The sequence below is a fragment of the Ornithinimicrobium cryptoxanthini genome, from assembly GCF_023923205.1.
Lineage (GTDB): Bacteria > Actinomycetota > Actinomycetes > Actinomycetales > Dermatophilaceae > Ornithinicoccus > Ornithinicoccus cryptoxanthini.
In genome coordinates, this window is the sequence record NZ_CP099490.1 from 3,631,734 (window position 1) to 3,657,161 (window position 25,428).

The following is a 25,428-nucleotide window of genomic DNA, read 5'->3' on the forward strand; positions in this document are numbered from 1 at the left end:
CGGGGTTGGCTCGGAACCTCAGAACAGACAGACTGTGCCCGTGAAGATCGGCATCCTGACCAGTGGGGGCGACTGCCCGGGGCTCAACGCGGTGATCCGAGGGATCGTGCTCAAGGGCGACAAGGTCTATGAGCACACCTTCCTCGGCATCCGCGACGGCTATCGAGGGCTCGTGGAGGACGACATCTTCACGCTGCCGCGCAAACAGGTCCGCGGCCTGTCCAAGCAGGGCGGCACAATTCTGGGCACCTCGCGCATGGGGCCCTACGGCGAGGGCAACGGGGGCGCCGAGCGGGTGCGGGAGGTGATGGACAAGCACGAGATGGACGGGTTCATCGCGATCGGCGGCGAGGGGACGCTGACCGTCGCGCGGATGCTCTTTGACGAAGGGATCCCGGTCCTCGGGGTGCCCAAGACGATCGACAACGACCTGTCCTCGACCGATGTCACCTTCGGTTTCGAGACGGCGGTCGCCATCGCCACCGAGTCGATCGACCGCCTGCGGACGACCGCGGAGTCGCACCACCGCTGCATGGTTGTGGAGGTGATGGGTCGCGACGCCGGCTGGATCGCCCTCAACGCCGGCATCGCCTCCGGCGCCCACGCGATCCTGATCCCCGAGGTGCCGGTCACCATCGAGCAGGTCACCGACTGGGTGCAGGCCACCGTCAACCGCGGTCGGGCACCGGTCGTCGTCGCCGCCGAGGGCTTCCGCCTGTCCGGTGCGGACGTCTCGGCCAAGCACGGCGTCGACCACATGGGCCGCCCCCGCTTTGGTGGCATCGCCGAGCAGCTCACCCCGATCATCGAGGAGCGGACCGGCATCGAGACGCGGAGCATGACGCTCGGTCATCTCCAACGCGGAGGTGTCCCCACCTCCTATGACCGCGTGCTGGCCACCCGCTTCGGCACCCACGCCATCGACGCGGTGCACCGCCGGGAGTGGGGCACGATGGTCGCCCTCAAGGGCACCGACATCGTCTCTGTCGGGCTGGCGGAGGCCACCAGGGAGCGCAAGTCCGTCCCCCGCGAGCGCTGGGACGAGGCCGCGATCCTCTTCGGGTGAGGACGCCGGCCCGGGTGTCGCCTTCGGCACGGCAAACAGGGCGACGCCGGCCGAGGGCTGAGCATCTGTAGCACCGAGTCGCACGCTGCGGCGCTTAAGCCTGCTCGATCGACGGATCGAGCATGCGCAGCCCGGGGAATCGCCCGATGCGACGATCTCGGGTGACGAAGGTTGCTGCGTGCTCCATGGCCAGGGCCGCGAGATAGGCGTCGGGGATGTGGTTGCCCCGCAGGTCGTAGGTCCTGGCCAGGTCGCTGAACAGACGCCAGTGGTGCCCGCCCGGCCGCACCACGGTGGTCGCGGGTGCCGCCAGCAACGCGTCCGCAAAGTCCAGTGCCGCACCCACAGGCGCGGGCTCGGCATAGATCTTCGGGTGCGTGGCGATGCGCACCATCGCCGACAGCACGAACTCGCTGACACCGAGCTGCTCATCGCCAGTCACCCGTGACGCCAGCCATGAGTGGACTCTGCCGGCATCCTCCGATGAGGTGGGACGGAAGGCATCGAGGCAGACGTTGACGTCGAGGAAGAGCACGTCAACTCCGCGAGGCAGTGGTGTTGTCCCCGAGCGCCTCCGCCAGAGCCTCGCGGTCCAGCAGGTCTATGCCGGGGCGAACACCAGGATCGGCCGGCTCGAAGGTCGGCAGGCTGAAGTCCCCCACCCCCTCGGCCCGCCTGGAGTGTTCCGCAAGAAGCAGCCGCAGCGCGTCCTCCAGCACCGACCCAATGGTCCGGTGCCCCCGCGCCGCCAGGATCTTGGCCTCAGCGAGGAGGCGTTCTTCGATATTCACTGTCGTGCGCATAGCGCATCATATCATCAGGGTAATGTCATCAAATCATCTCTCGCGGCCCTGCTAATCCTGAAGTCACGTAACCATGAGGGTCAAGGTGCATCTGCTGGGGGCCGTCCTGACCGGGCCAGTCAGGCGTCGGGACAGTCGACCACGATGCTGGGATAGGTCGCGATAGCCATGGTCCCGACGGTAGCCCCCATCCGGACGGACTCCTTCCGCGTGACACCATGAACCATGACGAACTCGGCACCGACTGACCGCCTGAACGCTGGGGCTCGCGTCACCGCCGCCGACGTCGACGCGGCAGCCGCGCGCGTGCAGGGCCTGGTCAGCATCACCCCGCTGACGCGCAGCCGGCGACTCTCGGAGGCGACCGGGGCCAAGGTGCTGCTCAAGCGCGAGGACCAGCAGCCGGTCCGCTCCTACAAGAACCGGGGCGCGATCAACCTCATCTCGCAGCTCGACCCGGCCGACCACCACAAGGGCGTCGTCGCCGCGAGCGCGGGCAACCACGCCCAGGGCGTCGCGTTTGCCTGCGCGAGCCTCGAGGTGCCGGCACGGATCTTCTTGCCCCGCACCACGCCCCGGCAGAAGCGAGACCGCGTCGCAGCCATCGGTGGGGAGCTCGTCGAGATCGTCGTCACCGGCTCGACCTATGACGCGGCGGCCGCTGCCGCCGCCGAGGACGCCGAGCGCACCGGCGCGACGCTGGTGCCTGCCTTCGACCACCCGATGACGATCGCCGGCCAGGGCACCGTCACGCGCGAGATCGTCGGGGTGCTCGGTCACGCACCCGACGTGCTGGTCATGCCGGTCGGCGGCGGGGGCCTGCTCGCAGGTGGCCTGGCCTGGCTGCGCGAGCACGACCAGGACGCCCGGGTCGTGGGGGTCGAACCCGCCGGAGCTGCCGGTATGGCGCGCGCCCTGTCTGCCGGTGGCCCGGTCACCCTGGAGCAGATCGATCCCTTCGTGGATGGCGCGGCGGTGCGCCGGGTGGGGGACCACACCTTCCCGATCGTGCGGGACGGGCGGGCCGAGCTCGTCTCGGTGGCGGAGGGGGCGGTCTGCGTCGAGATGCTCGCGCTCTATCAGACCGAGGGGATCATCACCGAGCCCGCGGGCGCCCTGGCCGCGGCGGCGCTGCCAGACCTCGGCATACAGCCTGGTCAGACCGTGGTCGTGGTGGTCTCTGGCGGCAACAACGACGTGCTGCGTTATGCCGAGGTCGCCGAGCGCGCCCTGGTGCACGAGGGGCGCAAGCACTACTTCCTGGTCGACTTCCCGCAGGAGCCCGGTGCCCTGCGCGGCTTCCTGCACGACGTGCTGGGTCCGGACGACGACATCGCACTGTTCGAATACACCAAGCGCAACAACCGCGAGACGGGTCCGGCGCTGGTCGGCATCGAACTGGGTTCCCGCGAGGACCTGCAGCCGCTGCTGGACCGCATGGAAGCGAGCCCGATCGAGGTCGAGCCCATCCCGCCGGACAGCCCGCTCTTCCGGTTCATCCTCTGAGCCGGACGGGGAGAGTCAGCCCTTGCGCTGGTAGGCCAGGCTGCGACCGATCACGTGGAAGCCCATCGCCTCGTTGACGGCGATCATGTGGTCGTTGGACGCTGCGTTCCAGGTATCGAACGAGCGGCACTGCGGCTCGACCCGTCGCAGGTAGTCCAGCATCAGCCCCTTGAGCACGATGCCCAGCCGGTGTCCGCGGTGCTCCCGCACGACCGTCGTGTCCTGCTGGTCTCCGTAGTCAGGACGCTCGCCCGACACCGCCACGATCGTGTGGCCGACCAGCTCCCCGGTCGCGGCGTGTCGTGCGATCACCCGGTGCAACCGTCTCCCGGACGCCGCCTGCGCCTGCTCGTAGCCGAGCAACCGCTCGATCGGGAAGACCTCCGGCTCCATGTCGATGTCATCCCAGGGGGCGTCGTTGATGGCCGCCTGCAGGTCGGTCATCTGCGCCAGCAGCTCCTGCGGCACGGGTCCTGACATCGTCAGGAACTCGTAGGCGCCTGCGTGGTCGCGGCGGGCCCGGTCGACCAGCTCGGCGAAGCCATCGGGCACATCGTCCACGTCCAGCCGGCGTGCCACCTCCTCCTGCCCGAAGGTGAAACCCGCTCCCTCCGCAAAACCCCGGGTGGCCGCCGACTCCCAGCCACCGATGCCCGTGCTGCTGCGGCCCAGCTCGCGCGCACGCTCGGTGACGGCCGCCAGGAGCGCGGTGCCGTGGCCGCGACGCCTGTGGTCGGGGTGCACACCCAGGTCAAACCACGCCAGGTCGAGGTTGTCGTAGTCACTGGTCCACAGGCGGGCCGAGCCGATGACGTGGCCCTCCAGCACGCCGGCATACTGCTCCGGTGGCTCGCCGTCCCAGCCATAGCGCAACATCCCCGTCAGCCTCGTCCTGGTGAAGGGGTGCTCCCACGGACAGTCGACCTTCACGATCGCCTCACTGAGGCCGACCAGCTGGTCCACGGTCGCGGTGTCGTCGGGCGTGACCCGCACGATGTCCATGCCTCCACGGTCCTCCTGTCGATCCCGGCCCGCCAGTGGTTTTTCCACCGCTCAACCGAGCAGGAGCAGACCACCGCCCACCAGCGCGAGGACGCACACGGTCCAGAAGACCGCGATCCAGACGAGGGCAGGCAGGCCGGTCAGGTGCGCCAGCTGGTCGGCGTCAGACGTCCGCACGGCCCCGCGGCGCCGCAACCGTTGCAGCTCGACCACCGACCGGGGTGCGGCCAGCAGGAGTGCCCAGACCAGCAGATGGGCGATCCACGACGCGACGTGGGCCGGCAGCCACCAGGTGAGAGCGCCGACCGCGACGCCGGCGACGAGCAGCACCCAGAGCCCATAGAAGTTGCGGATCTGCGCCAGCATCACCGCGCAGAGCAGGACGAACCCCCAGAGGGCCCCCACGGCATACTCCCGGTGGAGCACGAACGCCCCAGCAAGCCCGAGGAGGGCCGGTGCGGGATAGCCGGCCGCGACCGTGGCGACCATGCCCGGCCCGCGCGCCCGACCCCGGCTGACCGTGACTCCCGAGGTGTCGGCATGCAGCCGGATGCCGCGCAGCTGCCGGCCGGTGAGCACGGCGACAGTGGCGTGTCCGGCCTCGTGGACGATCGTGACCGCGTGCCGCACGATGCGATAGCCCGTCGGCGACCAGGTCAGCACGAGTGCCAGGGCAGCGAGCAGCACCGCGCCGGTCGTCCCCGGCGGGGGCTGGGTGGACGTCGCGGCGTCCCAGATCTCGCGCACGCTGCAGTGAACCACGCGCTCATGGGCCTACGCTGCGAGGATGACGATCCTGGCGACGGTCGTGGTCGGGCTGGCGGCCCTCCTGCACGGCTACATCTTCCTGATGGAGAGTCTCTGGTGGCGCCGCCCCGCGATCTGGAGGCGGTTCGGGCTGCGCGACCAGCAGACCGCGGAGACGGTCGCGCCGATGGCCTACAACCAGGGGTTCTACAACCTCTTCCTGGGCGTCGGAGCGGCGGTCGGGCTGGTGTTGTTCCTGACCGGCTCGCAGACGGCTGGGCGCACGCTGGTGCTCTTCACCACCGCCTCCATGGTGCTGGCGGCCGTCGTGCTGCTGACCACCGGCCGCAGGTTCCTGGTGGCTGCCCTGACCCAGGGGACCCTGCCGGCGATCGGGTTCGTGCTGTTCCTGTTGGTGTGAGCAGCGTTGGGGGAGTGGGACGCTGGCGTGCGGCAGGCGTGGGTCAGTAGTCAGTGCGCCCCGGCCAGGTCCGCCACAGCTCAAAGACCTCGGTGGCACCGGCCACCTCGAGCCGGTGGAAGGGCAGCGACCGGTGCGTGTGCTCCAGCCCGACCTGGTCATAGATCTCGGAGTCGTCGAAACCCGCCTGCTCGGCGTGCGTTCGGGTGGACGTGAAATAGACCGCGGACGGTCGGGTCCAGAAGATCGCTCCCAGACACATGGGGCACGGTTCGCAGGAGGCGTAGATGGTGGCGCCCGGCAACTGGAAGGTCCCCAGCGCGGAGCAGGCCGACCGGATGGCAGTGACCTCGGCGTGCGCAGTCGGGTCGTTGGTGGCGATCACCCTGTTCCACCCCTCGGCCAGCACCTCGCCGTCCTGCACCACGACGGCACCGAACGGGCCGCCGTCCCCAGACTCCACGGCACGCCGCGCCAGGGCCACCGCATGCTCCAGGTGGCGGATGTGGTGCTCGGTCTGCGACATCCGGACACGATAGCCCGGTCGTCAACCGCGCCGGGGCTGCGCTGCACGGCTGTTCACGACAAGATGGGGCCAGCAACCAGGAGGTTCCCGTGACCGAGAGCAGCAACTCCCCCACCCCACCGACCTGGCCCTCGCCCGGTCCAGACACCATCATCGTGGTCGGCGTGGATGTCGACCAACGCCCCGACGTGGTGCTCGAGGCAGCCGGCGTGGCCGCCCGCATGGGCGCAGGCCTGGTCTGTGCGTGGGTCGACTCGACCCAGGTCGTCTATGGCGCCAGCCTGGACGGCACCCGGCTGATCACCCCGCTCGACCCGGACCTGGCGACCGGCAGCAGCGAGGTCCTCAAGGAGCAGGTCCACCGGCAGATCGCGGACGCGCTGGCCGGTGTCAACGTGCCCTGGCGGCTGGAGCAGACGGTCGGCGACATCGCCAGCGGGCTGACCGAGGTCGCCCAGCAGTGGGACGCCCTGATGATCGCCATCGGCGGTCGGCGTCCCGGCTTCAGCGGCTGGATGAACGAGGTGATCGGTGGGTCCATCGCCGGCCACCTGGTCCACACCCAGCACCGGGCGGTGCTGGTGATCCCCGGCACGAAGGACCGCTAACCCACGGTGCGGCTCACTCCCCTCCTGGTCGTGGTCGTCGCGGTCGGCGGCGTCCTCGGCACGACCGGTCGGTATGCCGCGGCTCACCTGATCCCCACCGCACAGGACATCCCGTGGGCCACCCTGGCAGTGAACCTGGTCGGAGCATTCCTGCTCGGCCTGCTCCTGGAGTCCCTGTCCCGCACCGGCGCGGAGACCCCGCGCCGGCAGCTGGCCCGACTCGGTCTCGGGACGGGGCTGCTCGGGGGCTTCACGACATACTCCACCCTGGCCCTGGAGGTGCTCGAGCTGTGGTCTGACGGACAGCCTGCCCGGGCGGTCGGTTATGGCGCGGGCAGCGTCAGCGCGGGCCTGCTCGCCGCCCTGGCGGGCATGGTCCTGGCCCACCGGCTGGGTGGTCAGCGTGCCGGCGGCGGTGCCCGGCATGACTGAGCTGGCGCCGGTGTCGGTGCTCCTGCTGGCCCTGCTGGGTGGCGTCGGGGCCGCGACACGGCTCGTGGTCGACTCGCTGGTGAACCGGAGGTGGCGCCATGGGTTCCCGGCTGCCACGCTGCTGGTCAACGTCACCGGCTCGTTCCTGATCGGGGTGCTGAGCGCGACGGTCGCCACCGACCACCCCGACGTCTTCGCGGTCGCCGCCACGGGCTTCTGCGGGGGCTACACAACCTTCTCGACCGCCATGGTGGAGTCGGTCCGGCTCGCGCGCGAGGGCGCCTGGCGGGTCGCCGCCTGGTCGGCCGTGGGCACTCTGCTGCTGTGCGTCACGGCAGCCGCGGCGGGCGTCCTCCTGGGCCGGGCCCTCACCTGACCGTGCCTCGGCACGGAAACACCGACCTCATAGCGCTGCGGCGCACGGAAGGAACCCGGCGATGTCCAGGTAGGGGCTGGCGGTCCCCGGCGCGATGGTGCCTACCATGGGGTCATGAGCCACCTCGCAGATGCACCGACGCCCCGTGTCCTGGTGATCACGGTGTCGGATCGCGCCGCTCATGGTGCCCGCGAGGACCGCTCGGGACCGCGGCTGGTGGAGCTGCTCACCGAGGCGGGCTACGACACCATGGGGCCACGAGTGGTCACCGACGGGGTCGAACCTGTCACCGAGGGGCTCCGGGCGGGCATCGACGAAGGATTCGGCGTCATCGTGACAACCGGAGGCACGGGAGTGTCTCCGCGTGACTTCACGCCCGAGGCCACCAGCAGCTTGGTGACCCGTGAGCTCCACGGAGTTGCCGAGCACCTGCGCCGGGAGGGCACCCGGCATACTCCTCTGGCGGTCTTGTCCCGCGGGGTGATTGGAGTTGCTGACGCGACCGAGGAGGGTGCCGTGGGCACTCTCCTGGTCAACCTGCCGGGCAGCGTCAAGGGCGTCGAGCAGTCGACGCAGGCCCTGTTGCCGCTGCTGCCACACCTCCTTTCCCAGATCGTAGGGTTTGATCACTGATGACTCTCGTCGACAGTTATGGCCGGGTCCACCGCGACCTGCGCATCTCGCTGACCGACCGTTGTTCGCTGCGCTGCACCTATTGCATGCCGGAGCAGGGGCTGCCGTGGCTGGCCAAGCCGACCCTGCTGACGACGGAGGAGCTCATCCACCTGGCACGCATCGCCGTCGGTCTCGGCATCGACGAGGTGCGGCTGACCGGTGGTGAGCCGCTCCTGCGACGCGACGTCGTCGACGTGGTCGCCGGCATCTCGGCGCTCGGTGTCGAGGTCTCGATGACGACCAACGGGCTCGGGCTGGACAAGATGGCCCCCTCGCTCGTCGAGGCCGGCCTGACCCGGGTCAACATCAGCCTCGACACCCTGGACCGCGAGACGTTCCGCACGCTGGCTCGTCGCGACCGTCTCGACGACACGCTCAAGGGCATCGAGGCTGCTGCAGCCGCCGGGCTCAAGCCGGTGAAGATCAACACCGTGCTGATGCGCGACATCAACGACCACGAGTCCCCGGACCTGCTGCGTTTTGCCCTGGACCACGGCTACCAGCTGCGGTTCATCGAGCAGATGCCGCTCGATGCCGGGCACACCTGGCGCCGGGAGAACATGGTCACCGGCGAGGAGGTGCTGGCACGGCTGCGCGAGCACTTTGAGCTTGAGCCGGTGCAGGACCGTGGCAGTGCGCCTGCCGAACGGTTCCTGGTCAACGGCGGTCCCGACACGGTCGGGGTCATCGCCTCGGTCACGATGCCGTTCTGCGGCGCGTGCGACCGGGTCCGGCTCACGGCCGACGGGCAGGTGCGCAACTGCCTGTTCGCCAACACCGAGACCGACCTGCGCACGCCGCTGCGCGAGGGAGCCTCCGACGAGGAGCTCGCCACCCTGGTCCGCGCCTGCATCACCGCCAAGCTGCCCGGCCACGGCATCAACGACCCGGGGTTCCTGCAGCCCGGCCGACCGATGAGCGCCATCGGCGGCTGAGGTCCACCACCCCAAAATGGGTCAGCGGTGGATCGTCAGCAGGCAGACCGCGTCCGTCGCGGCGTCGACACGGTGCCGCGCCTGCGGGATCGGCAGCAGCTCACCGGCGCCCAACGTCCAGGACTGCTCGCCCGCCACGAGCACGACCCGACCGCGCAGGACCTGCAGCGAGGCAGCGGGCGGCGACGCGTGCTCGGGCAACGAGCTGCCGGCGCGGAGGGCAAACAGGACCGCGCTCATCAACGGGCCGCGCAGGACGGGCCGGGTGCGCAGCCCGTCGGGCCGCTCGGTCGCCTCCTGCAGCAACTGGTCCCCCATGACCCCCAGGTCGGCCGCTGTCGCGCTCTGCGACTCCGCCATCGGCAGACCACCCTGCATCACGACAGGTCGCGACCCTTGGCGGCGTCGAGCCGGCGCACGCCCTGCCAGACGGCGGGGATGATGGCCGCCGCGATGAGCGCCTTGACGATGCCACCGGGGACGAAGGGCCACAGCCCCCAGGCGAGCGTCTGCTGCAGGTCAGCACCGGTCACCACGGCCAGCCAGGGCAGCCCGACCAGGAAGACCACACCAGAGCCTGCGAGGAAGGTCACGGCCGCGTGCAGGAACTTGCGGTCCCACTGGCGCTGGGCCAGCCACCCGGTGAGCGCGGCCGCCAGCACGAAGCCGACGATGTAACCTCCACTCGACCCCAGCAGCACCCCGATGCCGTGCCCCGTGTCAGAGAACCAGGGGATCCCCGCGACTCCTGCCACGGCATACGCCAGCATCGCCAGCGCACCGCGACTGGCCCCGAGCGTCGACCCGACCAGCAGCACGGCCAGCGTCTGACCGGTGATGGGCACCGGCCAGAGCGGGATCGCGACCTGGGCGAGCAGCCCGGTGAGCGCAGCGCCACCGGCCACCAGCGCGATGTCGGTCACCAGACCGCGGGGGACAACGTGGTCGGCGAGGGTGGGGCGGCCGACAGCGAGCGAGAGCGTCATGGCACCGATAGTAGGGGGTACCCAGGATGCTGCGCTGGGGAGGCGGACAGACCTGCGCCGACCCATGGAGAGCAGCAGCGCAGACAGTGGCATCATCGGAGGATGACTTCCGTCCCACTCGCCCTGACCATCGCCGGATCCGAGGCCACCGGCGGTGCCGGCGCCCAGGCCGACCTGCGCACCTTCGCCGCCCTCGACGTCTTTGGCATAGTGGCACTGACCTGCATCGTCTCCTTCGATCCCCAGGCCGACTGGGAGCACCGGTTCGTCCCCGTCGAGCCCCAGGTCATCTCCGACCAGCTCGAGGCGATCACCTCGGCCTATGCACCGGACCAGCTCCCCACGGTCAAGATCGGCATGCTCGGCACCCCGGCCACGATCGAGACCGTCGCCGGCGTCCTGCAGCAGCGTCAGTTCCGCCAGGTCGTCCTCGACCCCGTCCTGATCTGCAAGGGTCAGGAGCCCGGTGCCGCGCTGGACACGGACACGGCGCTGAAGGCACAGATCCTGCCGCTGGCCACGTTTGTCACGCCCAACCACTTCGAGGCCGAGTCGCTCTCGGGGATGACGATCACCTCCGTCGAGGAGCTCACCGAGGCCGCCCGCCGGATCCATGAGACCTCGGGGGCCGTCGTGCTGGCCAAGGGTGGCGTGCACCTGCCCGGCGACGAGGCGATCGACGTCTTCTATGACGGCACCACCACCGAGCTGCTCGCCGCCCCGAAGGTCGGCGACGTCGCGGTCGCCGGCGCGGGCTGCACCCTGGCGGCGGCAGTGACCGCTCGCCTCGCCCACGGCGACTCTCCCCTGGAGGCGGCGCGGGCGGCCAAGGAGTTCGTCACCGCGGGCATCCGGGCCCGGCTGGCCTCGCAGGCCCCCTTTGACGTGGTGTGCCAGCAGGCCGTATGACGGACGGCCGGGTGGGCGGTCCGGGGACGGCACCGGCGGACGCCCGCACGGCCGCTCGAAGCGGGGCGATGATGGCGCTCGGCTCGATGTTCTGCGTCCAGCTCGGGGTCGTCGCCGCGTTCTCGGTCTTTGACCGGATCGGACCGGACGGCGCGGCCTGGCTGCGGTTGACCTGGGCCGGCCTGATCTTCCTGGTCTTCGTGCGACCCCGACCCCTCAAGATGCCCCGGCGGGACCTGATGGCCTGCCTGGCGCTGGGCGTGGTCACGGGCGGCATCACGATCCTGTTCATGTATGCCGTCGAGCGCATCCCCGTCGGCACCGCGAGCGCTCTGGAGTTCCTCGGACCTTTGGGCGTCGCCGTATTCCGCAGCAAGGACCGCCGCGGCGTGATCTGGCCCGTGCTGGCCCTGGTCGGCGTGCTCCTGCTGACGGAGCCGTGGCGCAGCAGCGTCGACCCGGTCGGCGTCGCGCTCGCCCTGGCCGCGGCGGGTTGCTGGGCGCTCTACATCCTGCTCACGCAGCGGGTCGGGGACGCGGTCTCCGGGCTGGAGGGGCTTGCGATCTCGATGCCGGTGGCGGCGCTGGTCGCCACCGCTCTGTTGGGCTGGTCGGTCATCCCGGAGCTGACCTGGCAGAACGCCCTCATCGGCCTGGGCCTGGCCGTGCTGCTGCCGGTGGTGCCTTTCGCCCTCGAGATGCTCGCCCTGCGCCGGATGCGGACCGCGACGTTCGGCACCTTGATGGCACTGGAGCCAGCCATGGCGCTCCTGCTCGGGCTGCTCATCCTCAGCCAGCAGCCCGGCTCGCTCCCGGTGATCGGCATCCTGTTTGTCGTCGCGGCCGGCATCGGTGCCGAACGCACGGCGGCGCGCTCCCCGGACGAGCTGCTGCCGGACTCGCATGACGCTGACCCCGGCTATGTCGTGCCGTAGCTCCTACCGCACCGACAGCTCAGCGTCAGTGGCTCGCTATCGTGGCCACGTGACGTTGGGTGACGGGACGGCGGGCGATGAGACGGTGGTTGCAGCCTCGGCAGACCTGGGCTCGGTGGCACCGGAGGTGCTGGAGCTGCGGCCCGACTACCGCGCACTGCTGCTCACGGTGGACGGACTCATCCCTGGCCCGGGCGACGCCATGAGTGAGGCCCTGCTGACCCGGGCGGAGGAGTTCGCCCGTGCAGCCCTGGCAGAGAGCGCCGTCGAGGATCTGCCGCACGTCGCAGCCTGGCGGGAGGCCTATCGTGCCTTCGACGCCAAGCCGCAGCGCACCCGCAACAGCCTGGAGGCCCTGACGCGACGCGCTCCGGCCGGGCTGCCGCGGATCAACCGGCTCACCGACACCTACAACGCCATCTCCGTGCTGCACCAGGTCCCCATCGGCGGCGAGGACCTGGATCGCTATGTCGGGGTGCCGCGTCTCGTCCGGGCCAGCGGCGAAGAGCCCTTCGACACCACCGCCGAGGGTGTCGGGGTCATGGAACACCCCGAGCCAGGTGAGGTCGTGTGGCGTGACGACGAGGGCGTCACCTGCCGGCGGTGGAACTGGCGCCAGGCCCGCCGGACGCAGCTGAGCGAAAGCACCACCCGCGCGCTGTTCATCATCGACGCGCTGGACCCGTGCACCGACGAGGAGCTGGCCACCGTGGCAGACGAACTCGTCGCGCACCTGAGCACCTCCGGGGCAGAGCTCACCGTGCGGCGCCAGCTGCTGGGCCGACCGAGCGGCTGACCCTGCGCCACCGCACACACCTGTTCCTCTCCCCCACCTCGGGGGGCAGCACCGACCCACCCAGCCGTTTCCGGGGTTGGGTCAGGACCCCTCGCGGGCCTGCTTCCACAGGTCGATGCCGGCGTCCACGGCGTGCTGGTCGATCTGTGCCAGCTCCGCCTGGGAGAAGGTCAGGTTGTCCATGGCTGCCACGTTCTGCTCCAGCTGAGCCACGCTGCTCGCCCCGATGAGCACGGACGTCATCCGCGGATCCCGCAACACCCAGGCGAGCGCCATCTGAGCCAGGCTTTGCCCCCGTGCCGCCGCGATGTCGTTGAGGGCCCGGACGTGCTGCAGCGACTCGTCGCTGAGCAGGTCGGGAGAGAGTGACTTGCCCTGGCTGGCTCGCGAGCCCTCGGGGATGCCGTCGAGATACTTGTCCGTCAGCATCCCCTGCGCCAGCGGCGAGAAGGCGATGCAGCCCGCGCCGACCTCCTCGAGGGTGTCCAGCAGGCCGTCGTTCTCCACCCACCGGTTGAGCATCGAGTAGACGGGCTGGTGGATGAGCAGCGGCGTGCCCAGGTCGGCCAGGATCCCGGCGGCCTGTTGCGTCGCCTCGGCGGAGTAGGACGAGATGCCGACATAGAGTGCCTTGCCGGACCGCACGATGGCGTCGAGGGCGCCCATCGTCTCCTCCAGCGGCGTGCTCGGGTCCGGCCGGTGGTGATAGAAGATGTCAACGTAGTCAAGACCCATCCGCCTCAGCGACTGGTCGAGGCTGGCCACCAGATACTTCCGCGAGCCGCCGACCTGGCCATAGGGCCCGGGCCACATGTCCCACCCGGCCTTGCTGGAGATGACCAGCTCGTCGCGCAGCCCGGCGAACGACCGGCTCAGGTGACGGCCGAAGTTCTCCTCAGCCGCGCCATACGGCGGTCCGTAGTTGTTGGCCAGGTCGAAGTGCGTGATGCCGAGGTCGAAGGCGCGACGCAGCACCTGCTCCTGGCGCTCAAACGAGACGTCATCACCAAAGTTGTGCCACAGGCCCAGACAGACCGCAGGCAGGTCCAGTCCGGACCGTCCGCTGCGGCGGTAGGGCATCGTGTCGTAGCGACCAGCGTCCGGGGTGTGCGGCATCAGGGCTCCAGTGAGAGGACGACAAAACTGTAGGCCCCCACCGCCAGCGTCGCGCTCTGCGCGCAGTTGTCGGCCGGGGTCGGGTCCGTCTCCACGTCGAAGACGGGGTGGTCACTGAACGCGCTGTCGTAGACGGACGAGTCAGCGTTGAGCCGGACCGCCCACCGCCCGGGGCGAGGTGCCCCGACCCGGTAGTCGACGACCGGCGAGGCCGAGAAGTTGAGCACCACGATCGTGTCGTCGTGCGGCCCTCCCTGGGCCCAGCGGTGCAGCACGATCAGGCCATGCTCCTGGTCGGCGCGGATCACGTCCGCGTTGGGTCCGCGCAGACCGGCGGTCGTGCCCGCCCGGTTGCGGCGCAGGGCGATCATGTGGCGATGCAGGTTGGCGATGCCGTAATGGGTCCTCAGGTCGCTCCAGTCCAACGGCACCGAGTCATCGAAGTAGCGATCGGCCAGCATCTCCTGACCCTGGAAGAACATCGGCACACCGGGCGAGAAGAAGACCGCGGCCGAGCCCAGGGTGGCCCGCTTCTTGGCGGCCAGGCTGTCTGCTGCGCCGGGTGCGATCGCCTCCGGCACGCGGGTCTTGCCGTTGGCCACCTCGTCGTGGGACTCGGTGTAGATGACCCGGGTCCCAGCGGCGCCACGACCGGTGCCGAGGATGCCGTCCGCCACTGCATTCATGTCGCGGTTGTCGTCGTCGAGCTGGGTCAGTGCGTCCCGGACGACGTGCACGAAGCCAGCGTCCCACTGGGCGTGGAAACCCAGACCGCCCTGGTCCACCGGCATGGTGACGGTCGCATCGTTCTGCAGGTCCTCGGCGATCAGCAGCTTCCACGGCTGCGCGCCAGACAGGCCGGCGGTCAGCGCCTGGAGGTATTCCGTCGCGTCGGGGATCAGCTTGTCCGCCTCATAGACCGTGCCGTCGACCGACCGGATGAAGGACGTGGCATCGAAGCGCAGCCCGTCGCAGCGGAACTCCTGGAGCCACAGCTTGGCGCTGTCATAGAGGAACTGCCGCACCATCGGCCGGCCGTAGTCCGGCCGGGTCGCACCCCACGGTGTCTCGGCTCGCCAGTCGTTGTAGAAGTAGATCCCGCCGCCGTCGTTCTCGGACCAGCCGTCGAAGCGCCACAGGTCTAGGTCGGACGGCCCGATGTGGTTGTGCACGACATCGACGATGACGGCGATCTCGTGCTCGTGGGCCGCCTTGATGAACCGTTTGAACGCGTCCGGCCCGCCGTAGGAGGACTCGACCGCAAACATATGCGCCGGGTTGTAGCCCCAGCTGATGTCACCGGCATACTCCGACGGCGGCATCACCTGGACCACCGAGACGCCCAGCTCGCGCAGGTAGGGCAGCCGATCGGCCGCGCGGTCGAAGGTGCCCCGGTGGTGCTCGTCGGCGGCAAAGGTGCCGACGTGCAGCTCATAGATGACCACGTCGTCCCAGGAAGGCATCGTGAAGTCGTCTGCGCCCCAGTCGAACGCGTGAGGGTCATAGACGATGGAGTTGCCCACCGAGTTGGTCATCATCCGCGCATAAGGGTCGGCGCGCCATACGTCCTCGCCGCCATTGGTGCGGACCCGGAACTGGTACTCAGTCCCTGGCTCGACGCCGGGGACGTGCACCGACCAGGTCCCCGCGGAGCCGTCACCGTCGCGAGACATCTCGTCTGGAGAGTCCCAGCCATCGTGCGATCCGGTGATGGCAACGCCCTCAGCGTTGGGCGCCCAGACGCGGAAGGTGACGCCGTCCTCGTGCAGGGTCGCCCCCATGCCGGCGTGGGGAGAGGGAGCAGTGAGAGCCATGAGCCAAACCTACGTTCAGAAAGATTACTGTGCGATTCCGATGGCACCTGTCTGCCCTGCGCGAAAAGGGTCTCGACGGGCCCGCACCCGGATCGTGCGAGCCTCCCGGTGCCGGTGGTCGTCAGCCGTTGACGCGGAGCGCGGCCAGCGCCGCTTCTCCAGGGTCCGCGCCCTGTTGCCGTAGGACTCCTTTTTTGCCAGCAGGGGGTTAGGGGTTCGAGTCCCCTCGCCGCCACCCAGGTAGCAGCGTCGGGATCAATTGACGACCAGGTGCTGGTGTCCGTCGATCCCCTCGCGAGCCATGTCCAGATGACCGGCGTGGGTGGCGGTCTCCAGGAGGAGCCTGAACAGGCATTGGCGAGCGTCCGCGAACGGGGGAAAGGGAAACACTTCCTCCGAAGGCCACCAGCGCGGTGGGGCGTCAAGGTCTACCTCGGCAAGCACGGCGTCGGCGCGGCGTGCCCAGTGACGGTACAACTCCACGGCCTCATCGCCAGAGGTCACTGGAACCTTCCAGCCGTCTTGGATCAGTCCAATAGCTTCTTGATCACCACCGATTATGGCGTTTCCCCAGAAGATCTCATCGTCGTAGGTCAGGTGATTCAGCAACTGGGCGATTGACCAACCCGAAAGAGCGATAGTGCGGGTCAGGTTCGCTTCGTCCAACCCGTCCACGGCAGCCAGCACATGGTTCCGTTCTGCCTCGAGGTGGTCCAAGAGCAGGGACCGTTCGCGCGTCATACCGGCACCGTACGTGAGACCACCCGGACACTCTCCGGCCGCTGGCCGCTCGTTCCGGCGGTGCGTCAGATCGCCGCGAGAGCAATATGCCGTCCCAGGGCCTTCTCACGATCGGGGGTGACCACAAGTTTGCAGCAAGAATATGTGGAGATCCCGGCCCCGGGTCAGTCCCAGCATCGAATCCACTAGCCCACCAGCAGAGGATGGATTGCATGACACACGTACAACGTTTCGACCACATCGGTATCACCGTCGCGGACTTGGAGTCAGTGACGGCGTTCTTCGTCGGGCTGGGGCTCGAGGTCGAGGGCACCGGATCCGTGCGGGGTGAGTTCGTCGAGACCGTCTGCGGCATCCTTGGCGCGCACTGTGAGATCGCGATGCTGCAACTGCCCGGAGGTGGAACTCGGCTGGAGCTCTCAAGCTTCATCGCGCCCGACCACGTGCCTGGATCGCCGACGGCGATGGCCAACGAGCTGGGTCTGCGCAACGTGTCCTTCGAGGTCGGCGACCTCCAGGCGGCCATCGACGCCCTGGCCGCGGACGGGTACGGGCTCGTGGGTGGTGTCGGCGAGTACGAGGGCAGTGTCCGGATGGCCTACGTCCGCGGGCCCGAAGGGATCATCGTGTCCCTGTTCGAACGTACAGGTTAGGAATCCGCTGACCGATGTCGCTGGCCCCTCGCCCAGCCCGACCGAGCGGACGTACCCCACTCGGACCCAGAAGGTACTGCAATGGGGTAGCGATAGGTGCTGTCGAGCGCTCCAGCACCCGGATCTGCACGGATTCAGTTGTGCAAGCGGGGTCCTCATGGACCCTTGCAAGCAGGATGTTGCGCATTGCCGGGCGTGGCTGGCGCTTCAGCCCTCGTCGGTCAGGACGGCCTCGACCCGATCGACCTTGGCGGCGAGCTGACCGGTGAAGCCTGGGCGGATGTCCGCCTTCAGGACCAGGCCCACGCGCGGGGACGTCTCGGCCACGACGTCCACCGCCTGTTTCACCACGGCCATGATTTCGTCCCACTCCCCCTCGATGTTGGTGAACATCGCGTTCGTCTCACAGGGGAGGCCTGAGTCTCGGATCACCTTGACGGCGCGGGCGACGGAGTCGCTGACTCCGCCCGTCTCGTCCCCGCCGGTCGGACTGATGCTGATGGCAACGATCATGTCGCCATGATGGCAGAGCGGGTTGCGGGGTTGGAACACAGCAGACTGGCGCACACCCGAACTATGAGGCGGTTTCAAGCTGCTGCCTGGAGAGAGAGCGCAGGCCGCATCCGTGAGGCGCTCTCGCGTCAAGCGATGGCGAGGGCTGTGTGGTCGATGGGTTTGGTGATGAACTCTTCGCCGTAGGGGCTGGTCCAGATGACGGTGCCGTCGGCGTGCAGGGCTGGTCGCCATCGGGTGCTGTGCTTGAGGCGGTGGTGGTGCTTGCACAGGCAGAGCAGGTTGGTCACGGTGGTCGGCCCGGCTGGCCAGGGGGTGATGTGGTCGATCTCGCAGCGTTCGGCCCGGCGGGCGCAGTTGGGGAAGCGGCAGGTGCCGTCGCGCAGGCGCACGTGTCTGGCGATCGCGGTGGTGGGCCGGTAGGTGGGGGCTGAGGTCTCGATCGTGGTGCCGGTCCTGGAGTCGACCAGCATCCGGGTGACTCGGGCACCGAGGGTGCCAGCCAGGGCCAGGGCCAGTGGGGCGGGGATGACTCCGATGCCGGGGATCTCGACACCGGTGCCGGTCGGGGTGTGCGGGGACAGGACCGCCCAGAGCTGCTCGAGCGTGCCTGGCTCCAGCTCACCGGTGGGCTCAGTCTCACCAGTGGGTTCTCCCTGGTCGCGGCCGTCTCCCTGGTCGCGGTCGTCTTCCTGGTCGGTGATGCCGAACGCGGCGCCCGTCCCGCTGGCCCCACCCGCGTCGGCCTGGGGGGTGATGGGGATGGCGATGGTGACGTGCGCCTCGATGGTCGCGTTGCCCAGGATCAGGTCGACCAGAGCATCAGCGCGGTGCTGGTCCAGGGTCTTGGTCGGGTCGTCGTTGAGCTTTTGGTGGGCCAGCGTATCGATCGCGGCCCAGGCCTTGGCGGAGTCCTCGGCCGGGAGCTGGGCATACCACTGGGTCAGCCCGGGCAGGTGCGAGGCGCGGGTGGACACGAACCGGTCCAGCTTGGCCCGGGCCGCCCGCTCACGCACCAGGTCGGGGTCGATCTTGGCCAGGGCGGTCCGGACCCGGTTGCGGGCTTTCATCGGGGTGTCACCGGTGATCTGGGGGTGGACCATCTGTTCCACGAGCGCACACACGTCGTGGTCGGCGTCGGCCAGCTCCTCAGCGATGCACTGGGCCCGGAACAGGTCCAGCTCTCCGGTCGCGAGCGCGGCCAGGGTCAGGGGCAGGTCCGCTGCCAGCTTCGCGGCCCGCACGACCTTGGTGCTGGCGGCGCCGTGGGACATGCCCAGCAGCGGGGCCAGGGTGTCTGAGGCGAACTCGTCGACGAACCCGACACCGCGATCGACCTGCTCACAGCCGGTGGTGTCGTTCTCGACCAGGGTCAGCGCGGCGAACCGGGCGATCCACGCGGTCTGTGCCGCGTGCAGCGCGCCGAGGGCCTCCTGGGCGCCCTTGACCAGCTCGACCCGGTCCTGCGCACTGGCCCAGGGCCCGCCCGGGGCCAGCGCGCTGTCGACCATCGCCTGACCCACCTGCGCGATCCCCGCCAACAGCTCAAGCGCCTCGCCCGGCGCCCCGGCCTGGGCGACACCGACGAGGTCGAGAACCTCCTGCTCCAACTCCATGGAACAAACGTACTAGACACCACCGACAGTGCCCCCACCTTGTCCACAACCCCGCCCACCACCGCCCCGTCGGTGCAGCAGCAGTGAGGCGCCGAGGAACACGAGCCCGCCAAGAGACAGGGCCACGCCGACCCAGCTGGCGGCCTGATAGCCCCAGCCGGCCGCGATCACCAGGCCGCCGAGCCACGCGCCGAGCGCATTAGCCATGTTCAGGGCCGCGTGGTTGCTGGCCGCGCCGATCGTCTCGGCGTCGCCGGCCACCTGCATCAGACGCAGCTGCAGGACCACGACCAACGACGAGGCCATGACCGACACCAGGAAGACGGTCAGCACGGCCGGCCAGGCCCACTGGGCGGTCAGGGTGAACAGTGCCAGGACGGCGCCGACGCCCACGAGGCTGAGCACGAGGCCACGGAGCACCGACCAGTCCGCCAGCCACCCACCGACCAGGCTGCCGAGCGCGCCGCCGAGGCCGAAGGCGAGCAGGAACCACGGCACCGCTGACTCCGCCAGACCGGTCACATCAGTCACCGTCGGGGCGATGTAGGAGTACATCGCAAACATCCCGCCGAAGCCCACGGCCCCCACGGCAAGAGTGAGCCAGAGCTGGGCGCTGCGCAGCGCTGCCAGCTCGCGACGGCCGCTGGCCTGCAGGTTCCCGGGCGTCACCGGCACCCAGAGGGCGACCAGGGCGATGGTCAGCACCGCGAGCCCGGCGACCAGCCAGTATGCCGAGCGCCAGCCGACCTCCTGGCCCAGCCAGGTGGCGGCCGGGACACCGATCATGTTGGCGATGGGGATGCCGAGCATCACCCGGCTGACCGCACGGCCGCGCTGGTGGGCAGGGGCGACGGACGCGACGATGAGCGCGGAGACGCCGAAGAAGGCACCGTGGGGCAGGCCGGCGAGGAAGCGGGCCAGGACCAGAGACTCATAGCTCGCAGCAACGGAGCTGGCGATGTTGCCGACCGCAAAGACAGCCATGAGTGCCAGCGCCAGGCCCCGACGCGGCCACCGGGCGCCGAGGACGGCGACCAGAGGAGTGCCGACCACGACACCCACGGCATACGCCGAGATGGTGTGGCCTGCGGTCGGGATGGAGACGGCCAGGCCGCTCGCGATCTGCGGCAGCAGTCCCATGGTGACGAACTCGGTGGTGCCGATCGCGAACCCGCCGACGATCAGCGCGAGGGTGATCAGCCCCAGCGGTGTGCGAGGTGCCTCCACCGGGGCGGCACCCAGCGTGACCGGCGCCGAGCCGACCGAGGCCGAGCCGAGCGGCGCGGGTTGCTGGGCAGTCGTCATACGAGCGGCTCCGGGGTCTGCGAGAAGTGGGCGGGCGCAGACCTCCGTGTCCGACCAGACGTTCCAAGGATCAGGCTCGGCGCGCTATTCCGACGCCCCGGTGCAGCGAACCGCCGCGTGCGTCAGTCGTCGCAGTCCCACTCGCCGTCGTCCCACTCACAGTCCCAGTCGTCGTCATCGTCGTCGTCATCGTCGTCGTCGTAGTCGTAGTCAGGTGGGGAGACCGGGGCCGGGGTGACGGCGCGCGCCCTGCGGTCGCTCTCTTCCTGCCGCGCCTTCTCCGCTGCTTCCTCTTCCTTGCGGGCCTTCTCAGCAGCGGCCAGCTCGGCTGCGACCGCCTCCTGGGCCTTGGTCACCGCACCCGCGAGCAGCTCGGGGTCGCCGAGGACTCCGGACGGAGTGCTCCGCCACACGTCCATCGCGGCCTGGAGACCGACGAACGCCGCGGCATACTCGTTGGAGATCGGACCTCGGGCCGCCACGTCGGCGACCTCCTGGGGCACGGGCTTCTGGAGGTTTGCGTCCGGCCCGGCGGTGATCGCCACCCCGTCAGTGACCGTGTCGGACGATCCCTGGCCGACCCACAGCCAAACACTGAGGACCCCGGCCAGGACCAGGGCAACGACGGAACTGATCAACTTCATGTCACCCAGTGTGCCCGCCGTTGGTGATGTGTCTATGAGGACCAGATGAGAGCTTTTTCATCTGCGGGCTGGAGCAGGCACTGGCTGCCGGCGCACCACTCACCCACTGCCCTCCGTGAGGCGGTAGCCGACGCCGCGCACGGTGTCGAACCGCTCGCTGCCCAGCTTGTTGCGCAGATAGCGGATATAGACGTCGACGACGTTGGAGGCACCGTCGAAGTCATAACCCCACACTCGTGAGAGGAGCTGCTCACGGGAGAGCACCTGACCGGGGTGCTCCAGGAACTCGCGCACCATCGAGAACTCCCGGGGGGACAGGTCGACCTCCTTGGACCCGACCGTCGCGATACGGGTCGTCAGGTCCAGGGACAGGTCGCCGTGCCTGAGCACGGTCGACTCGGAGCCGCCGGCCCGCGGACGCAGCCGAGTGCGCACCCGGGCGAGCAGCTCCTCGAACTTGAACGGCTTGGTCAGGTAGTCGTCGGCCCCTCCCTCCAGACCCGCGACCGTGTCGGTCACCGCATCGCGCGCCGTGACCATGATGATCGGGATGTCGTGCTCCAGAGTGCGCAGGACACGCAGCACCGTGAAGCCGTCCATCTTGGGCATCCCCACGTCGAGCACCATCAGGTCGTAGTCGCCACTGGAGGCGTGCTCCAGCGCGCTGACCCCGTCCCCCACGACGTGGGTCTGGTAGCCGGCCGCCTTGAGCCCCTTGGCGACGAACTGCGCAATGCGCTCCTCGTCCTCGGCAATCAGGATTTTCGACATGGGTCAAGCATCACATCACTGCTGGGACCCAGAGCCGGAAGGTGCTGCCGACACCTGCCTGGGAGTCGACGGTGACCGTCCCACGGTGCGCCTGCGCGATGGCCATCACGATCGTCAGCCCCAGGCCGGAGCCCTCAACGCGGCGGTGCTGGTCGGCGCGACCAAACCGGTCAAAGATGCGTCCGATCTCCTCAGGTGGGATGCCCGAACCACGGTCCTGGACCGACAGGACGAGGTATGTCGGCGCCGCCGGTTGCAGTTCCTCCATCACCTCTGCAGAGGGTGGAGACCAGTCCAGACGCACGTCGATCACGCTCCCCGGCGGGGAAAACTTGGCCGCGTTGGCCGCCAGCTGGAGCACGGCCTGCTGCAGTCGCTGACGGTCGCCCAGGATCGAGCCGTGTGCCGTGACCAGGGTGTTCCACCGGCGGTCTGCCAGCAGGTGCACCCGGTCTCGGATCTCGTGACCGAGGGTGAGCACATCGACCGACGCGAACTCCACAAAACCGGGGCGCTGCGAACGAGCCAGCATCAGCAGGTCGTCGACCAGCCGCTTCATGCGGTCCAGCTCCTCGAGCACCAGGGTGCGGGTCGAGTCGACGTCCTCGGCGTCTCCGACCTCCATCAGCTCAAGGTTGCCCCGGATGATGGTCAGCGGCGTGCGCAGCTCGTGGGCGGCATCGTCGAGGAACTGTCGCTGGTCGGCGACGCCCGCCTCCAGGCGGTCCAGCATCTGGTTGAAGTTCTCGGCCAGCTGGGCCACGTCGTTGTCTGCCGCCCGGATGGCGACCCGGCCCGTCAGGTCATCGGTGTTGATGGTGGCTGTTGCGCGGGAGAGCTCATCAAGAGGACGCAGCAGCCGCCCGGCCACGAGGTAGCCGGTGAGTCCCGTCAGGATCATGGTGCCCAGCGCGACCAGCGCATAGGTGCCCATCTGGTTCCAGATGATGCGGCGCTGAGCGCCGGCGTCGATGGCCACCACGAAGGCGCCCTGTCGGGTGTCCTGGGGCACGGACACGGCTGCCACCACCATGCGCAACTGGCGGCCGTTCAGGTCGAAGTCGGTGATGACTGCGCGGCCCGGCTCGTGGAGGCGGGCCACCTCTGCACGAATCTCTGGGACGTTGAGGTCGAAACTGAGCTCACCGCCGGGATAGAACGCGGTCTGCCCGTCGGTCATCGTGACCATCGACTCGTGCTCACCCGGCACCGAGGCCTGCAGGAAGGCAAGGAAGAGGTCGTCAAGGTCGGTGAACGGTCCCTCGCCCGGGGTCGGGCCACGCTGGGCCAGGTTGCGGAACTCCTCGACCTCCTGGAGCAGCTCGGTCTCGATCCGCTGGTTGAGCTGGTTGAACTGGACCGTGAAGGTCACCGCGCCCGCGACCGTCAGACCGAGCGCCAGCATGGCGACCACCAGAGCGATCACCCGGAAGCGGACGGACCAGGCACGTCGCGCCCGGCGCGGTGTCGCGCTGGGCGTGGCGCCCTGCGGTGTCGCGCTGGGCGGTGGCGCGCTCTGCGGCATGCGCACACTGTAGGCGAGGGGCGGCGCCGATCCGGACCGAGCGGGTCCGGGCCAGCGCGGCCAGGCCGACCCCTACCGCGCTGCGAAGAGTCAGTCGCCGGTGGGTGGCACCCAGCAGAGGTCACCCTCGCAGACGACGGCGTCGGCCGCTCCGAGCAGCTGCAGCCCACCCGCCTCGGCCATCGGCACGCTCTCCTCGAGCTGCGCCGACGACGCGCTCACCTCGGCGTCGGAGAACGAAGCGCTCACCTCGCCCTCCGGCAGCGACGCACCGACCGTGCGCCTCGTCATACCGCGTCCTGCTCGTCCCAGGCCTGGCCGAGCGCCTGGACGAAGGTGGTCGTCTCCTGCGCCCCCGAGACGCCGAACTTGCGGTCCAGGACGAAGAAGGGGACGCCACTGATGCCGTAGTTCCGGGCCTGGGCGATGTCGGCGCGCACGTCGGGCAGGAACTCCTCGGACTCCAGCGCGCTCAGCACCTCGTCGCGGTCCAGCCCGACCTCGGCGGCGAGGTCGGCCAGCTCCTCCGCGCGGCCGACGTGCCGGCCCTGCTCGAAGTAGGCCTTCAGCAGGCGTTCCTTGAGCTCGACCTGCAGGCCCTTGCCCTTGGCCAGGTGCAGCACCTGGTGGGCGCGCACCGTGTTGGTGTGCTGCATCGACTCGAAGTCATAGTCGAGGCCGACCGAGCTGGCGATCGAGGAGACCTGGGACAGCATCTGCTCGACCTGCTCAGCCGGCATCCCCTTGTGCGCGACCAGGAAGTCCACCTCGCTGCCCTCGAAGTCGACCGGGGTGTCCGGCGCCAGCTCGAAGGAGTGGTACTCCACCTCCACCTCGCGGCCGTCCGCGCTGAACTCCTCCACGGCTCGCTCAAACTTGCGCTTGCCGATGTAGCACCACGGGCAGGCGATGTCGGACCAGATGTCAACCTTCAGAGTCTTTGCCACACCAGGGACAACAGGTGCACACCGGACAGGTATTCCGGTGTGTCCGACCAGGGCTGCCTGGCCTGGACCCGCCCGGGGTGCGGCCGCAGGGCCTAGGACCGGCGCTGGTTGAACTGCTCGGCCGCACTGGAGCCCCACGTGGTCAGGGTGCCCACGACGCGCCGGCCACGCTCGGAGAGGCGCTGCATGGCCTGCCGGCCGAGGAGAATCGCGGACTCGTCGATCGATCCCGGTGCCTCGGGGAGCAGCCGGTTGCCCAGCCCCATGAGCCGCACCGTGGTAGCTGGCGCGATGCCGTGCACCCGCATGCCGACGTGCGCCAGTGCGCCGATCACCACGTGCGGCCGACCCGCGAGCACGCCACGGACGATCTTGCGGGCAGCCCGCTCGGCCGACACGGTGAGCAGCGGGAGAGAGGCCGCCGGGCCGAACCAGGCGTACTCATGCTCGTGCTCGCCCGTGAAGTGGGCCCGCTCGTGCGACCCGGTGCGCATCAGACCCGGCACGATCGTGGTCGAGCTCACCCCGGTCCCGGCCAGGTCGGCGGCCAGCCCCTCGGCGAAGCCGACCGCGCCGAACTTGGCCACGCTGTAGGGCAACAGGTGCGGCGGTGAGACCACGCCGCCGATCGACGTCACCGTGCCGATCCGTCCATGGCCCCGCTCCCGCATGCCGGGCACGACCGCCCGGGCGAACCGGACCGGAGCCCACAACATGGTGTCGACCGCGTCGCGGAAGTGCTCCTCGGTCATCGCCTCCGCCGGACCCACCTGGATGATCCCCGCCACGGTGATCAGCACCTCGATCGGCCCGTGCTCGCGCTCCACCCGGTCCACAAGGTCGGTGATCTGCTGCGGGTCACGCACGTCGCAGGTGAGCATCTGGGTCGGACCGTGGGGCGCCAGCAGCTCGGCGGCGCGGTCCAGGTCGGCCTGGGTGCGGGCACACCCCACGACGAGGAAGCCACGCTCCAGGAGCTCGCGCGCGACCAGCAGACCGAGCCCGCGCGAGGCACCGACGACGAGGGCTACCGGGGTCTCCATGTCCTTGACGCTAGGAC

The 25,428-nt window shown here is 69.4% G+C and carries 31 protein-coding genes; 12 read left to right on the top strand and 19 right to left on the bottom strand.

What is annotated here, in order from left to right; genetic code table 11:
• The first annotated feature begins 40 nt into the window (after positions 1-40).
• Positions 41-1,066, top strand: coding sequence for a 6-phosphofructokinase (locus NF557_RS16795; protein WP_252620918.1), 1,026 nt, complete (start codon positions 41-43; stop codon positions 1,064-1,066).
• A gap of 94 nt (positions 1,067-1,160) precedes the next feature.
• On the opposite strand, the gene NF557_RS16800 is transcribed toward NF557_RS16795, so the two are convergent.
• Together NF557_RS16800 and NF557_RS16805 are read right to left on the bottom strand one after the other, a co-directional pair.
• Positions 1,161-1,601, bottom strand: a complete 441-nt coding sequence (locus NF557_RS16800; RefSeq protein ID WP_252620919.1) for a TA system VapC family ribonuclease toxin — start codon at positions 1,599-1,601, stop codon at positions 1,161-1,163.
• A 1-nt stretch (position 1,602) separates the two neighbouring features.
• Positions 1,603-1,869, bottom strand: a complete 267-nt coding sequence (locus NF557_RS16805) for a type II toxin-antitoxin system VapB family antitoxin (RefSeq protein WP_252620920.1) — start codon at positions 1,867-1,869, stop codon at positions 1,603-1,605.
• A 225-nt stretch (positions 1,870-2,094) separates the two neighbouring features.
• Here NF557_RS16805 and ilvA point away from each other — a divergent pair, with 225 nt between their 5' ends.
• Positions 2,095-3,375: a threonine ammonia-lyase IlvA gene (gene ilvA, locus NF557_RS16810; protein WP_252620921.1), complete on the top strand. Its 1,281-nt coding sequence runs from the start codon at positions 2,095-2,097 to the stop codon at positions 3,373-3,375.
• A 15-nt stretch (positions 3,376-3,390) separates the two neighbouring features.
• Here ilvA and NF557_RS16815 read toward each other — a convergent pair whose 3' ends face one another.
• Entirely contained in the window at positions 3,391-4,377 is a 987-nt protein-coding gene (locus NF557_RS16815) for a GNAT family N-acetyltransferase (protein ID WP_252620922.1), read from the bottom strand.
• A 51-nt stretch (positions 4,378-4,428) separates the two neighbouring features.
• The gene (locus tag NF557_RS16820; RefSeq protein WP_252620923.1) at positions 4,429-5,124 is read right to left on the bottom strand and encodes a M50 family metallopeptidase; all 696 of its coding nucleotides are present in this window, start codon (positions 5,122-5,124) and stop codon (positions 4,429-4,431) included.
• Positions 5,125-5,164: 40 nt separating this feature from the next.
• Between NF557_RS16820 and NF557_RS16825 the strand changes: the two genes are divergently transcribed.
• Positions 5,165-5,545, top strand: a complete 381-nt coding sequence (locus NF557_RS16825; RefSeq protein WP_252620924.1) for a DUF1304 domain-containing protein — start codon at positions 5,165-5,167, stop codon at positions 5,543-5,545.
• Between the two features lie 43 nt (positions 5,546-5,588).
• On the opposite strand, the gene NF557_RS16830 is transcribed toward NF557_RS16825, so the two are convergent.
• Positions 5,589-6,071: a nucleoside deaminase gene (locus NF557_RS16830; RefSeq protein ID WP_252620925.1), complete on the bottom strand. Its 483-nt coding sequence runs from the start codon at positions 6,069-6,071 to the stop codon at positions 5,589-5,591.
• A gap of 89 nt (positions 6,072-6,160) precedes the next feature.
• On the opposite strand from NF557_RS16830, the gene NF557_RS16835 reads away from it, so the two are divergent.
• The 5 genes from NF557_RS16835 (at position 6,161) to moaA (ending at position 9,097) form a co-directional block, all read left to right on the top strand.
• Positions 6,161-6,679: a universal stress protein gene (locus tag NF557_RS16835; protein WP_252620926.1), complete on the top strand. Its 519-nt coding sequence runs from the start codon at positions 6,161-6,163 to the stop codon at positions 6,677-6,679.
• A gap of 6 nt (positions 6,680-6,685) precedes the next feature.
• Positions 6,686-7,111: a fluoride efflux transporter CrcB gene (gene crcB, locus NF557_RS16840; protein WP_252620927.1), complete on the top strand. Its 426-nt coding sequence runs from the start codon at positions 6,686-6,688 to the stop codon at positions 7,109-7,111.
• The gene (locus NF557_RS16845; RefSeq protein WP_252620928.1) at positions 7,104-7,487 is read left to right on the top strand and encodes a fluoride efflux transporter FluC; all 384 of its coding nucleotides are present in this window, start codon (positions 7,104-7,106) and stop codon (positions 7,485-7,487) included. The genes crcB and NF557_RS16845 overlap by 8 nt, the downstream gene beginning before the upstream one ends.
• A gap of 114 nt (positions 7,488-7,601) precedes the next feature.
• Positions 7,602-8,120 carry a MogA/MoaB family molybdenum cofactor biosynthesis protein gene (locus NF557_RS16850; RefSeq protein WP_252620929.1) on the top strand — a complete coding sequence of 173 codons (519 nt, stop codon included), beginning with the start codon at positions 7,602-7,604 and terminating at the stop codon, positions 8,118-8,120.
• The gene (gene moaA, locus NF557_RS16855) at positions 8,120-9,097 is read left to right on the top strand and encodes a GTP 3',8-cyclase MoaA (RefSeq protein WP_252620930.1); all 978 of its coding nucleotides are present in this window, start codon (positions 8,120-8,122) and stop codon (positions 9,095-9,097) included. Before NF557_RS16850 ends, moaA begins: the two co-directional genes overlap by 1 nt.
• Before the next feature lie 21 nt (positions 9,098-9,118).
• Here the strand turns inward: moaA and NF557_RS16860 are convergent, their stop codons facing one another.
• Together NF557_RS16860 and NF557_RS16865 are read right to left on the bottom strand one after the other, a co-directional pair.
• On the bottom strand, positions 9,119-9,457 hold the full coding sequence (locus tag NF557_RS16860; protein ID WP_252620931.1) for a cupin domain-containing protein: 339 nt from the start codon (positions 9,455-9,457) through the stop codon (positions 9,119-9,121).
• Between the two features lie 17 nt (positions 9,458-9,474).
• On the bottom strand, positions 9,475-10,083 hold the full coding sequence (locus NF557_RS16865) for a biotin transporter BioY (RefSeq protein WP_252620932.1): 609 nt from the start codon (positions 10,081-10,083) through the stop codon (positions 9,475-9,477).
• A 102-nt stretch (positions 10,084-10,185) separates the two neighbouring features.
• Here NF557_RS16865 and thiD point away from each other — a divergent pair, with 102 nt between their 5' ends.
• Genes thiD through NF557_RS16880 form a run of 3 tightly spaced genes read left to right on the top strand, consistent with a single transcriptional unit; the run spans position 10,186 to position 12,723 of the window.
• Complete coding sequence (gene thiD, locus NF557_RS16870; RefSeq protein WP_252620933.1) at positions 10,186-10,992, top strand: bifunctional hydroxymethylpyrimidine kinase/phosphomethylpyrimidine kinase; 807 nt, start codon at positions 10,186-10,188, stop codon at positions 10,990-10,992.
• A complete protein-coding gene (locus NF557_RS16875) occupies positions 10,989-11,927 on the top strand; it encodes an EamA family transporter (protein ID WP_252620934.1) in 939 nt (312 codons plus the stop codon). The genes thiD and NF557_RS16875 overlap by 4 nt, the downstream gene beginning before the upstream one ends.
• 49 nt (positions 11,928-11,976) lie before the next feature.
• Positions 11,977-12,723 carry a B3/B4 domain-containing protein gene (locus tag NF557_RS16880; RefSeq protein ID WP_370584229.1) on the top strand — a complete coding sequence of 249 codons (747 nt, stop codon included), beginning with the start codon at positions 11,977-11,979 and terminating at the stop codon, positions 12,721-12,723.
• Positions 12,724-12,804: 81 nt separating this feature from the next.
• Here NF557_RS16880 and mgrA read toward each other — a convergent pair whose 3' ends face one another.
• From mgrA to NF557_RS16895, 3 genes are all read right to left on the bottom strand, one after another.
• The gene (mgrA, locus tag NF557_RS16885) at positions 12,805-13,839 is read right to left on the bottom strand and encodes an L-glyceraldehyde 3-phosphate reductase (protein WP_252620935.1); all 1,035 of its coding nucleotides are present in this window, start codon (positions 13,837-13,839) and stop codon (positions 12,805-12,807) included.
• Positions 13,839-15,653 (bottom strand): alpha-amylase family glycosyl hydrolase, encoded by a 1,815-nt coding sequence (locus NF557_RS16890; RefSeq protein WP_252620936.1) that lies wholly within the window; start codon positions 15,651-15,653, stop codon positions 13,839-13,841. The genes mgrA and NF557_RS16890 overlap by 1 nt, the downstream gene beginning before the upstream one ends.
• A 255-nt stretch (positions 15,654-15,908) precedes the next feature.
• Positions 15,909-16,394, bottom strand: a complete 486-nt coding sequence (locus NF557_RS16895) for a mycothiol transferase (protein ID WP_252620937.1) — start codon at positions 16,392-16,394, stop codon at positions 15,909-15,911.
• A gap of 212 nt (positions 16,395-16,606) precedes the next feature.
• On the opposite strand from NF557_RS16895, the gene NF557_RS16900 reads away from it, so the two are divergent.
• Positions 16,607-17,047, top strand: a complete 441-nt coding sequence (locus tag NF557_RS16900) for a VOC family protein (protein WP_252620938.1) — start codon at positions 16,607-16,609, stop codon at positions 17,045-17,047.
• 207 nt (positions 17,048-17,254) lie between these two features.
• Here the strand turns inward: NF557_RS16900 and NF557_RS16905 are convergent, their stop codons facing one another.
• From NF557_RS16905 to NF557_RS16945, 9 genes are all read right to left on the bottom strand, one after another.
• Positions 17,255-17,560, bottom strand: a complete 306-nt coding sequence (locus tag NF557_RS16905; protein WP_252620939.1) for an MTH1187 family thiamine-binding protein — start codon at positions 17,558-17,560, stop codon at positions 17,255-17,257.
• 128 nt (positions 17,561-17,688) lie between these two features.
• Positions 17,689-19,176 carry an HNH endonuclease signature motif containing protein gene (locus NF557_RS16910; protein WP_252620940.1) on the bottom strand — a complete coding sequence of 496 codons (1,488 nt, stop codon included), beginning with the start codon at positions 19,174-19,176 and terminating at the stop codon, positions 17,689-17,691.
• A 12-nt stretch (positions 19,177-19,188) separates the two neighbouring features.
• Positions 19,189-20,481 carry an MFS transporter gene (locus tag NF557_RS16915; RefSeq protein ID WP_252620941.1) on the bottom strand — a complete coding sequence of 431 codons (1,293 nt, stop codon included), beginning with the start codon at positions 20,479-20,481 and terminating at the stop codon, positions 19,189-19,191.
• Positions 20,482-20,603: 122 nt separating this feature from the next.
• A complete protein-coding gene (locus NF557_RS16920; protein WP_252620942.1) occupies positions 20,604-21,125 on the bottom strand; it encodes a hypothetical protein in 522 nt (173 codons plus the stop codon).
• A 99-nt stretch (positions 21,126-21,224) separates the two neighbouring features.
• Positions 21,225-21,896 carry a response regulator transcription factor gene (locus NF557_RS16925; protein ID WP_252620943.1) on the bottom strand — a complete coding sequence of 224 codons (672 nt, stop codon included), beginning with the start codon at positions 21,894-21,896 and terminating at the stop codon, positions 21,225-21,227.
• A 10-nt stretch (positions 21,897-21,906) separates the two neighbouring features.
• Entirely contained in the window at positions 21,907-23,421 is a 1,515-nt protein-coding gene (locus NF557_RS16930) for a sensor histidine kinase (RefSeq protein WP_252620944.1), read from the bottom strand.
• 90 nt (positions 23,422-23,511) lie between these two features.
• A complete protein-coding gene (locus NF557_RS16935; RefSeq protein WP_252620945.1) occupies positions 23,512-23,712 on the bottom strand; it encodes a hypothetical protein in 201 nt (66 codons plus the stop codon).
• Complete coding sequence (locus NF557_RS16940; protein ID WP_252620946.1) at positions 23,709-24,368, bottom strand: DsbA family oxidoreductase; 660 nt, start codon at positions 24,366-24,368, stop codon at positions 23,709-23,711. Before NF557_RS16940 ends, NF557_RS16935 begins: the two co-directional genes overlap by 4 nt.
• 92 nt (positions 24,369-24,460) lie before the next feature.
• The gene (locus NF557_RS16945) at positions 24,461-25,411 is read right to left on the bottom strand and encodes an SDR family NAD(P)-dependent oxidoreductase (RefSeq protein WP_252620947.1); all 951 of its coding nucleotides are present in this window, start codon (positions 25,409-25,411) and stop codon (positions 24,461-24,463) included.
• Positions 25,412-25,428 lie beyond the last annotated feature (17 nt).

Excerpts from the sequence above, each read along its gene's own strand:
- NF557_RS16805 (WP_252620920.1), bottom strand. The coding sequence starts at position 1,869 with ATGCGCACGACAGTGAATATCGAAGAACGCCTCCTCGCTGAGGCCAAG.
- ilvA (WP_252620921.1), top strand. The coding sequence starts at position 2,095 with ATGACGAACTCGGCACCGACTGACCGCCTGAACGCTGGGGCTCGCGTC.
- NF557_RS16815 (WP_252620922.1), bottom strand. The coding sequence starts at position 4,377 with ATGGACATCGTGCGGGTCACGCCCGACGACACCGCGACCGTGGACCAG.
- NF557_RS16825 (WP_252620924.1), top strand. The coding sequence starts at position 5,165 with ATGACGATCCTGGCGACGGTCGTGGTCGGGCTGGCGGCCCTCCTGCAC.
- NF557_RS16830 (WP_252620925.1), bottom strand. The coding sequence starts at position 6,071 with ATGTCGCAGACCGAGCACCACATCCGCCACCTGGAGCATGCGGTGGCC.
- NF557_RS16845 (WP_252620928.1), top strand. The coding sequence starts at position 7,104 with ATGACTGAGCTGGCGCCGGTGTCGGTGCTCCTGCTGGCCCTGCTGGGT.
- NF557_RS16850 (WP_252620929.1), top strand. The coding sequence starts at position 7,602 with ATGAGCCACCTCGCAGATGCACCGACGCCCCGTGTCCTGGTGATCACG.
- moaA (WP_252620930.1), top strand. The coding sequence starts at position 8,120 with ATGACTCTCGTCGACAGTTATGGCCGGGTCCACCGCGACCTGCGCATC.
- NF557_RS16860 (WP_252620931.1), bottom strand. The coding sequence starts at position 9,457 with ATGGCGGAGTCGCAGAGCGCGACAGCGGCCGACCTGGGGGTCATGGGG.
- NF557_RS16865 (WP_252620932.1), bottom strand. The coding sequence starts at position 10,083 with ATGACGCTCTCGCTCGCTGTCGGCCGCCCCACCCTCGCCGACCACGTT.
- thiD (WP_252620933.1), top strand. The coding sequence starts at position 10,186 with ATGACTTCCGTCCCACTCGCCCTGACCATCGCCGGATCCGAGGCCACC.
- NF557_RS16875 (WP_252620934.1), top strand. The coding sequence starts at position 10,989 with ATGACGGACGGCCGGGTGGGCGGTCCGGGGACGGCACCGGCGGACGCC.
- mgrA (WP_252620935.1), bottom strand. The coding sequence starts at position 13,839 with ATGCCGCACACCCCGGACGCTGGTCGCTACGACACGATGCCCTACCGC.
- NF557_RS16890 (WP_252620936.1), bottom strand. The coding sequence starts at position 15,653 with ATGGCTCTCACTGCTCCCTCTCCCCACGCCGGCATGGGGGCGACCCTG.
- NF557_RS16895 (WP_252620937.1), bottom strand. The coding sequence starts at position 16,394 with ATGACGCGCGAACGGTCCCTGCTCTTGGACCACCTCGAGGCAGAACGG.
- NF557_RS16900 (WP_252620938.1), top strand. The coding sequence starts at position 16,607 with ATGACACACGTACAACGTTTCGACCACATCGGTATCACCGTCGCGGAC.
- NF557_RS16905 (WP_252620939.1), bottom strand. The coding sequence starts at position 17,560 with ATGATCGTTGCCATCAGCATCAGTCCGACCGGCGGGGACGAGACGGGC.
- NF557_RS16910 (WP_252620940.1), bottom strand. The coding sequence starts at position 19,176 with ATGGAGTTGGAGCAGGAGGTTCTCGACCTCGTCGGTGTCGCCCAGGCC.
- NF557_RS16915 (WP_252620941.1), bottom strand. The coding sequence starts at position 20,481 with ATGACGACTGCCCAGCAACCCGCGCCGCTCGGCTCGGCCTCGGTCGGC.
- NF557_RS16920 (WP_252620942.1), bottom strand. The coding sequence starts at position 21,125 with ATGAAGTTGATCAGTTCCGTCGTTGCCCTGGTCCTGGCCGGGGTCCTC.
- NF557_RS16925 (WP_252620943.1), bottom strand. The coding sequence starts at position 21,896 with ATGTCGAAAATCCTGATTGCCGAGGACGAGGAGCGCATTGCGCAGTTC.
- NF557_RS16930 (WP_252620944.1), bottom strand. The coding sequence starts at position 23,421 with ATGCCGCAGAGCGCGCCACCGCCCAGCGCGACACCGCAGGGCGCCACG.
- NF557_RS16935 (WP_252620945.1), bottom strand. The coding sequence starts at position 23,712 with ATGACGAGGCGCACGGTCGGTGCGTCGCTGCCGGAGGGCGAGGTGAGC.
- NF557_RS16945 (WP_252620947.1), bottom strand. The coding sequence starts at position 25,411 with ATGGAGACCCCGGTAGCCCTCGTCGTCGGTGCCTCGCGCGGGCTCGGT.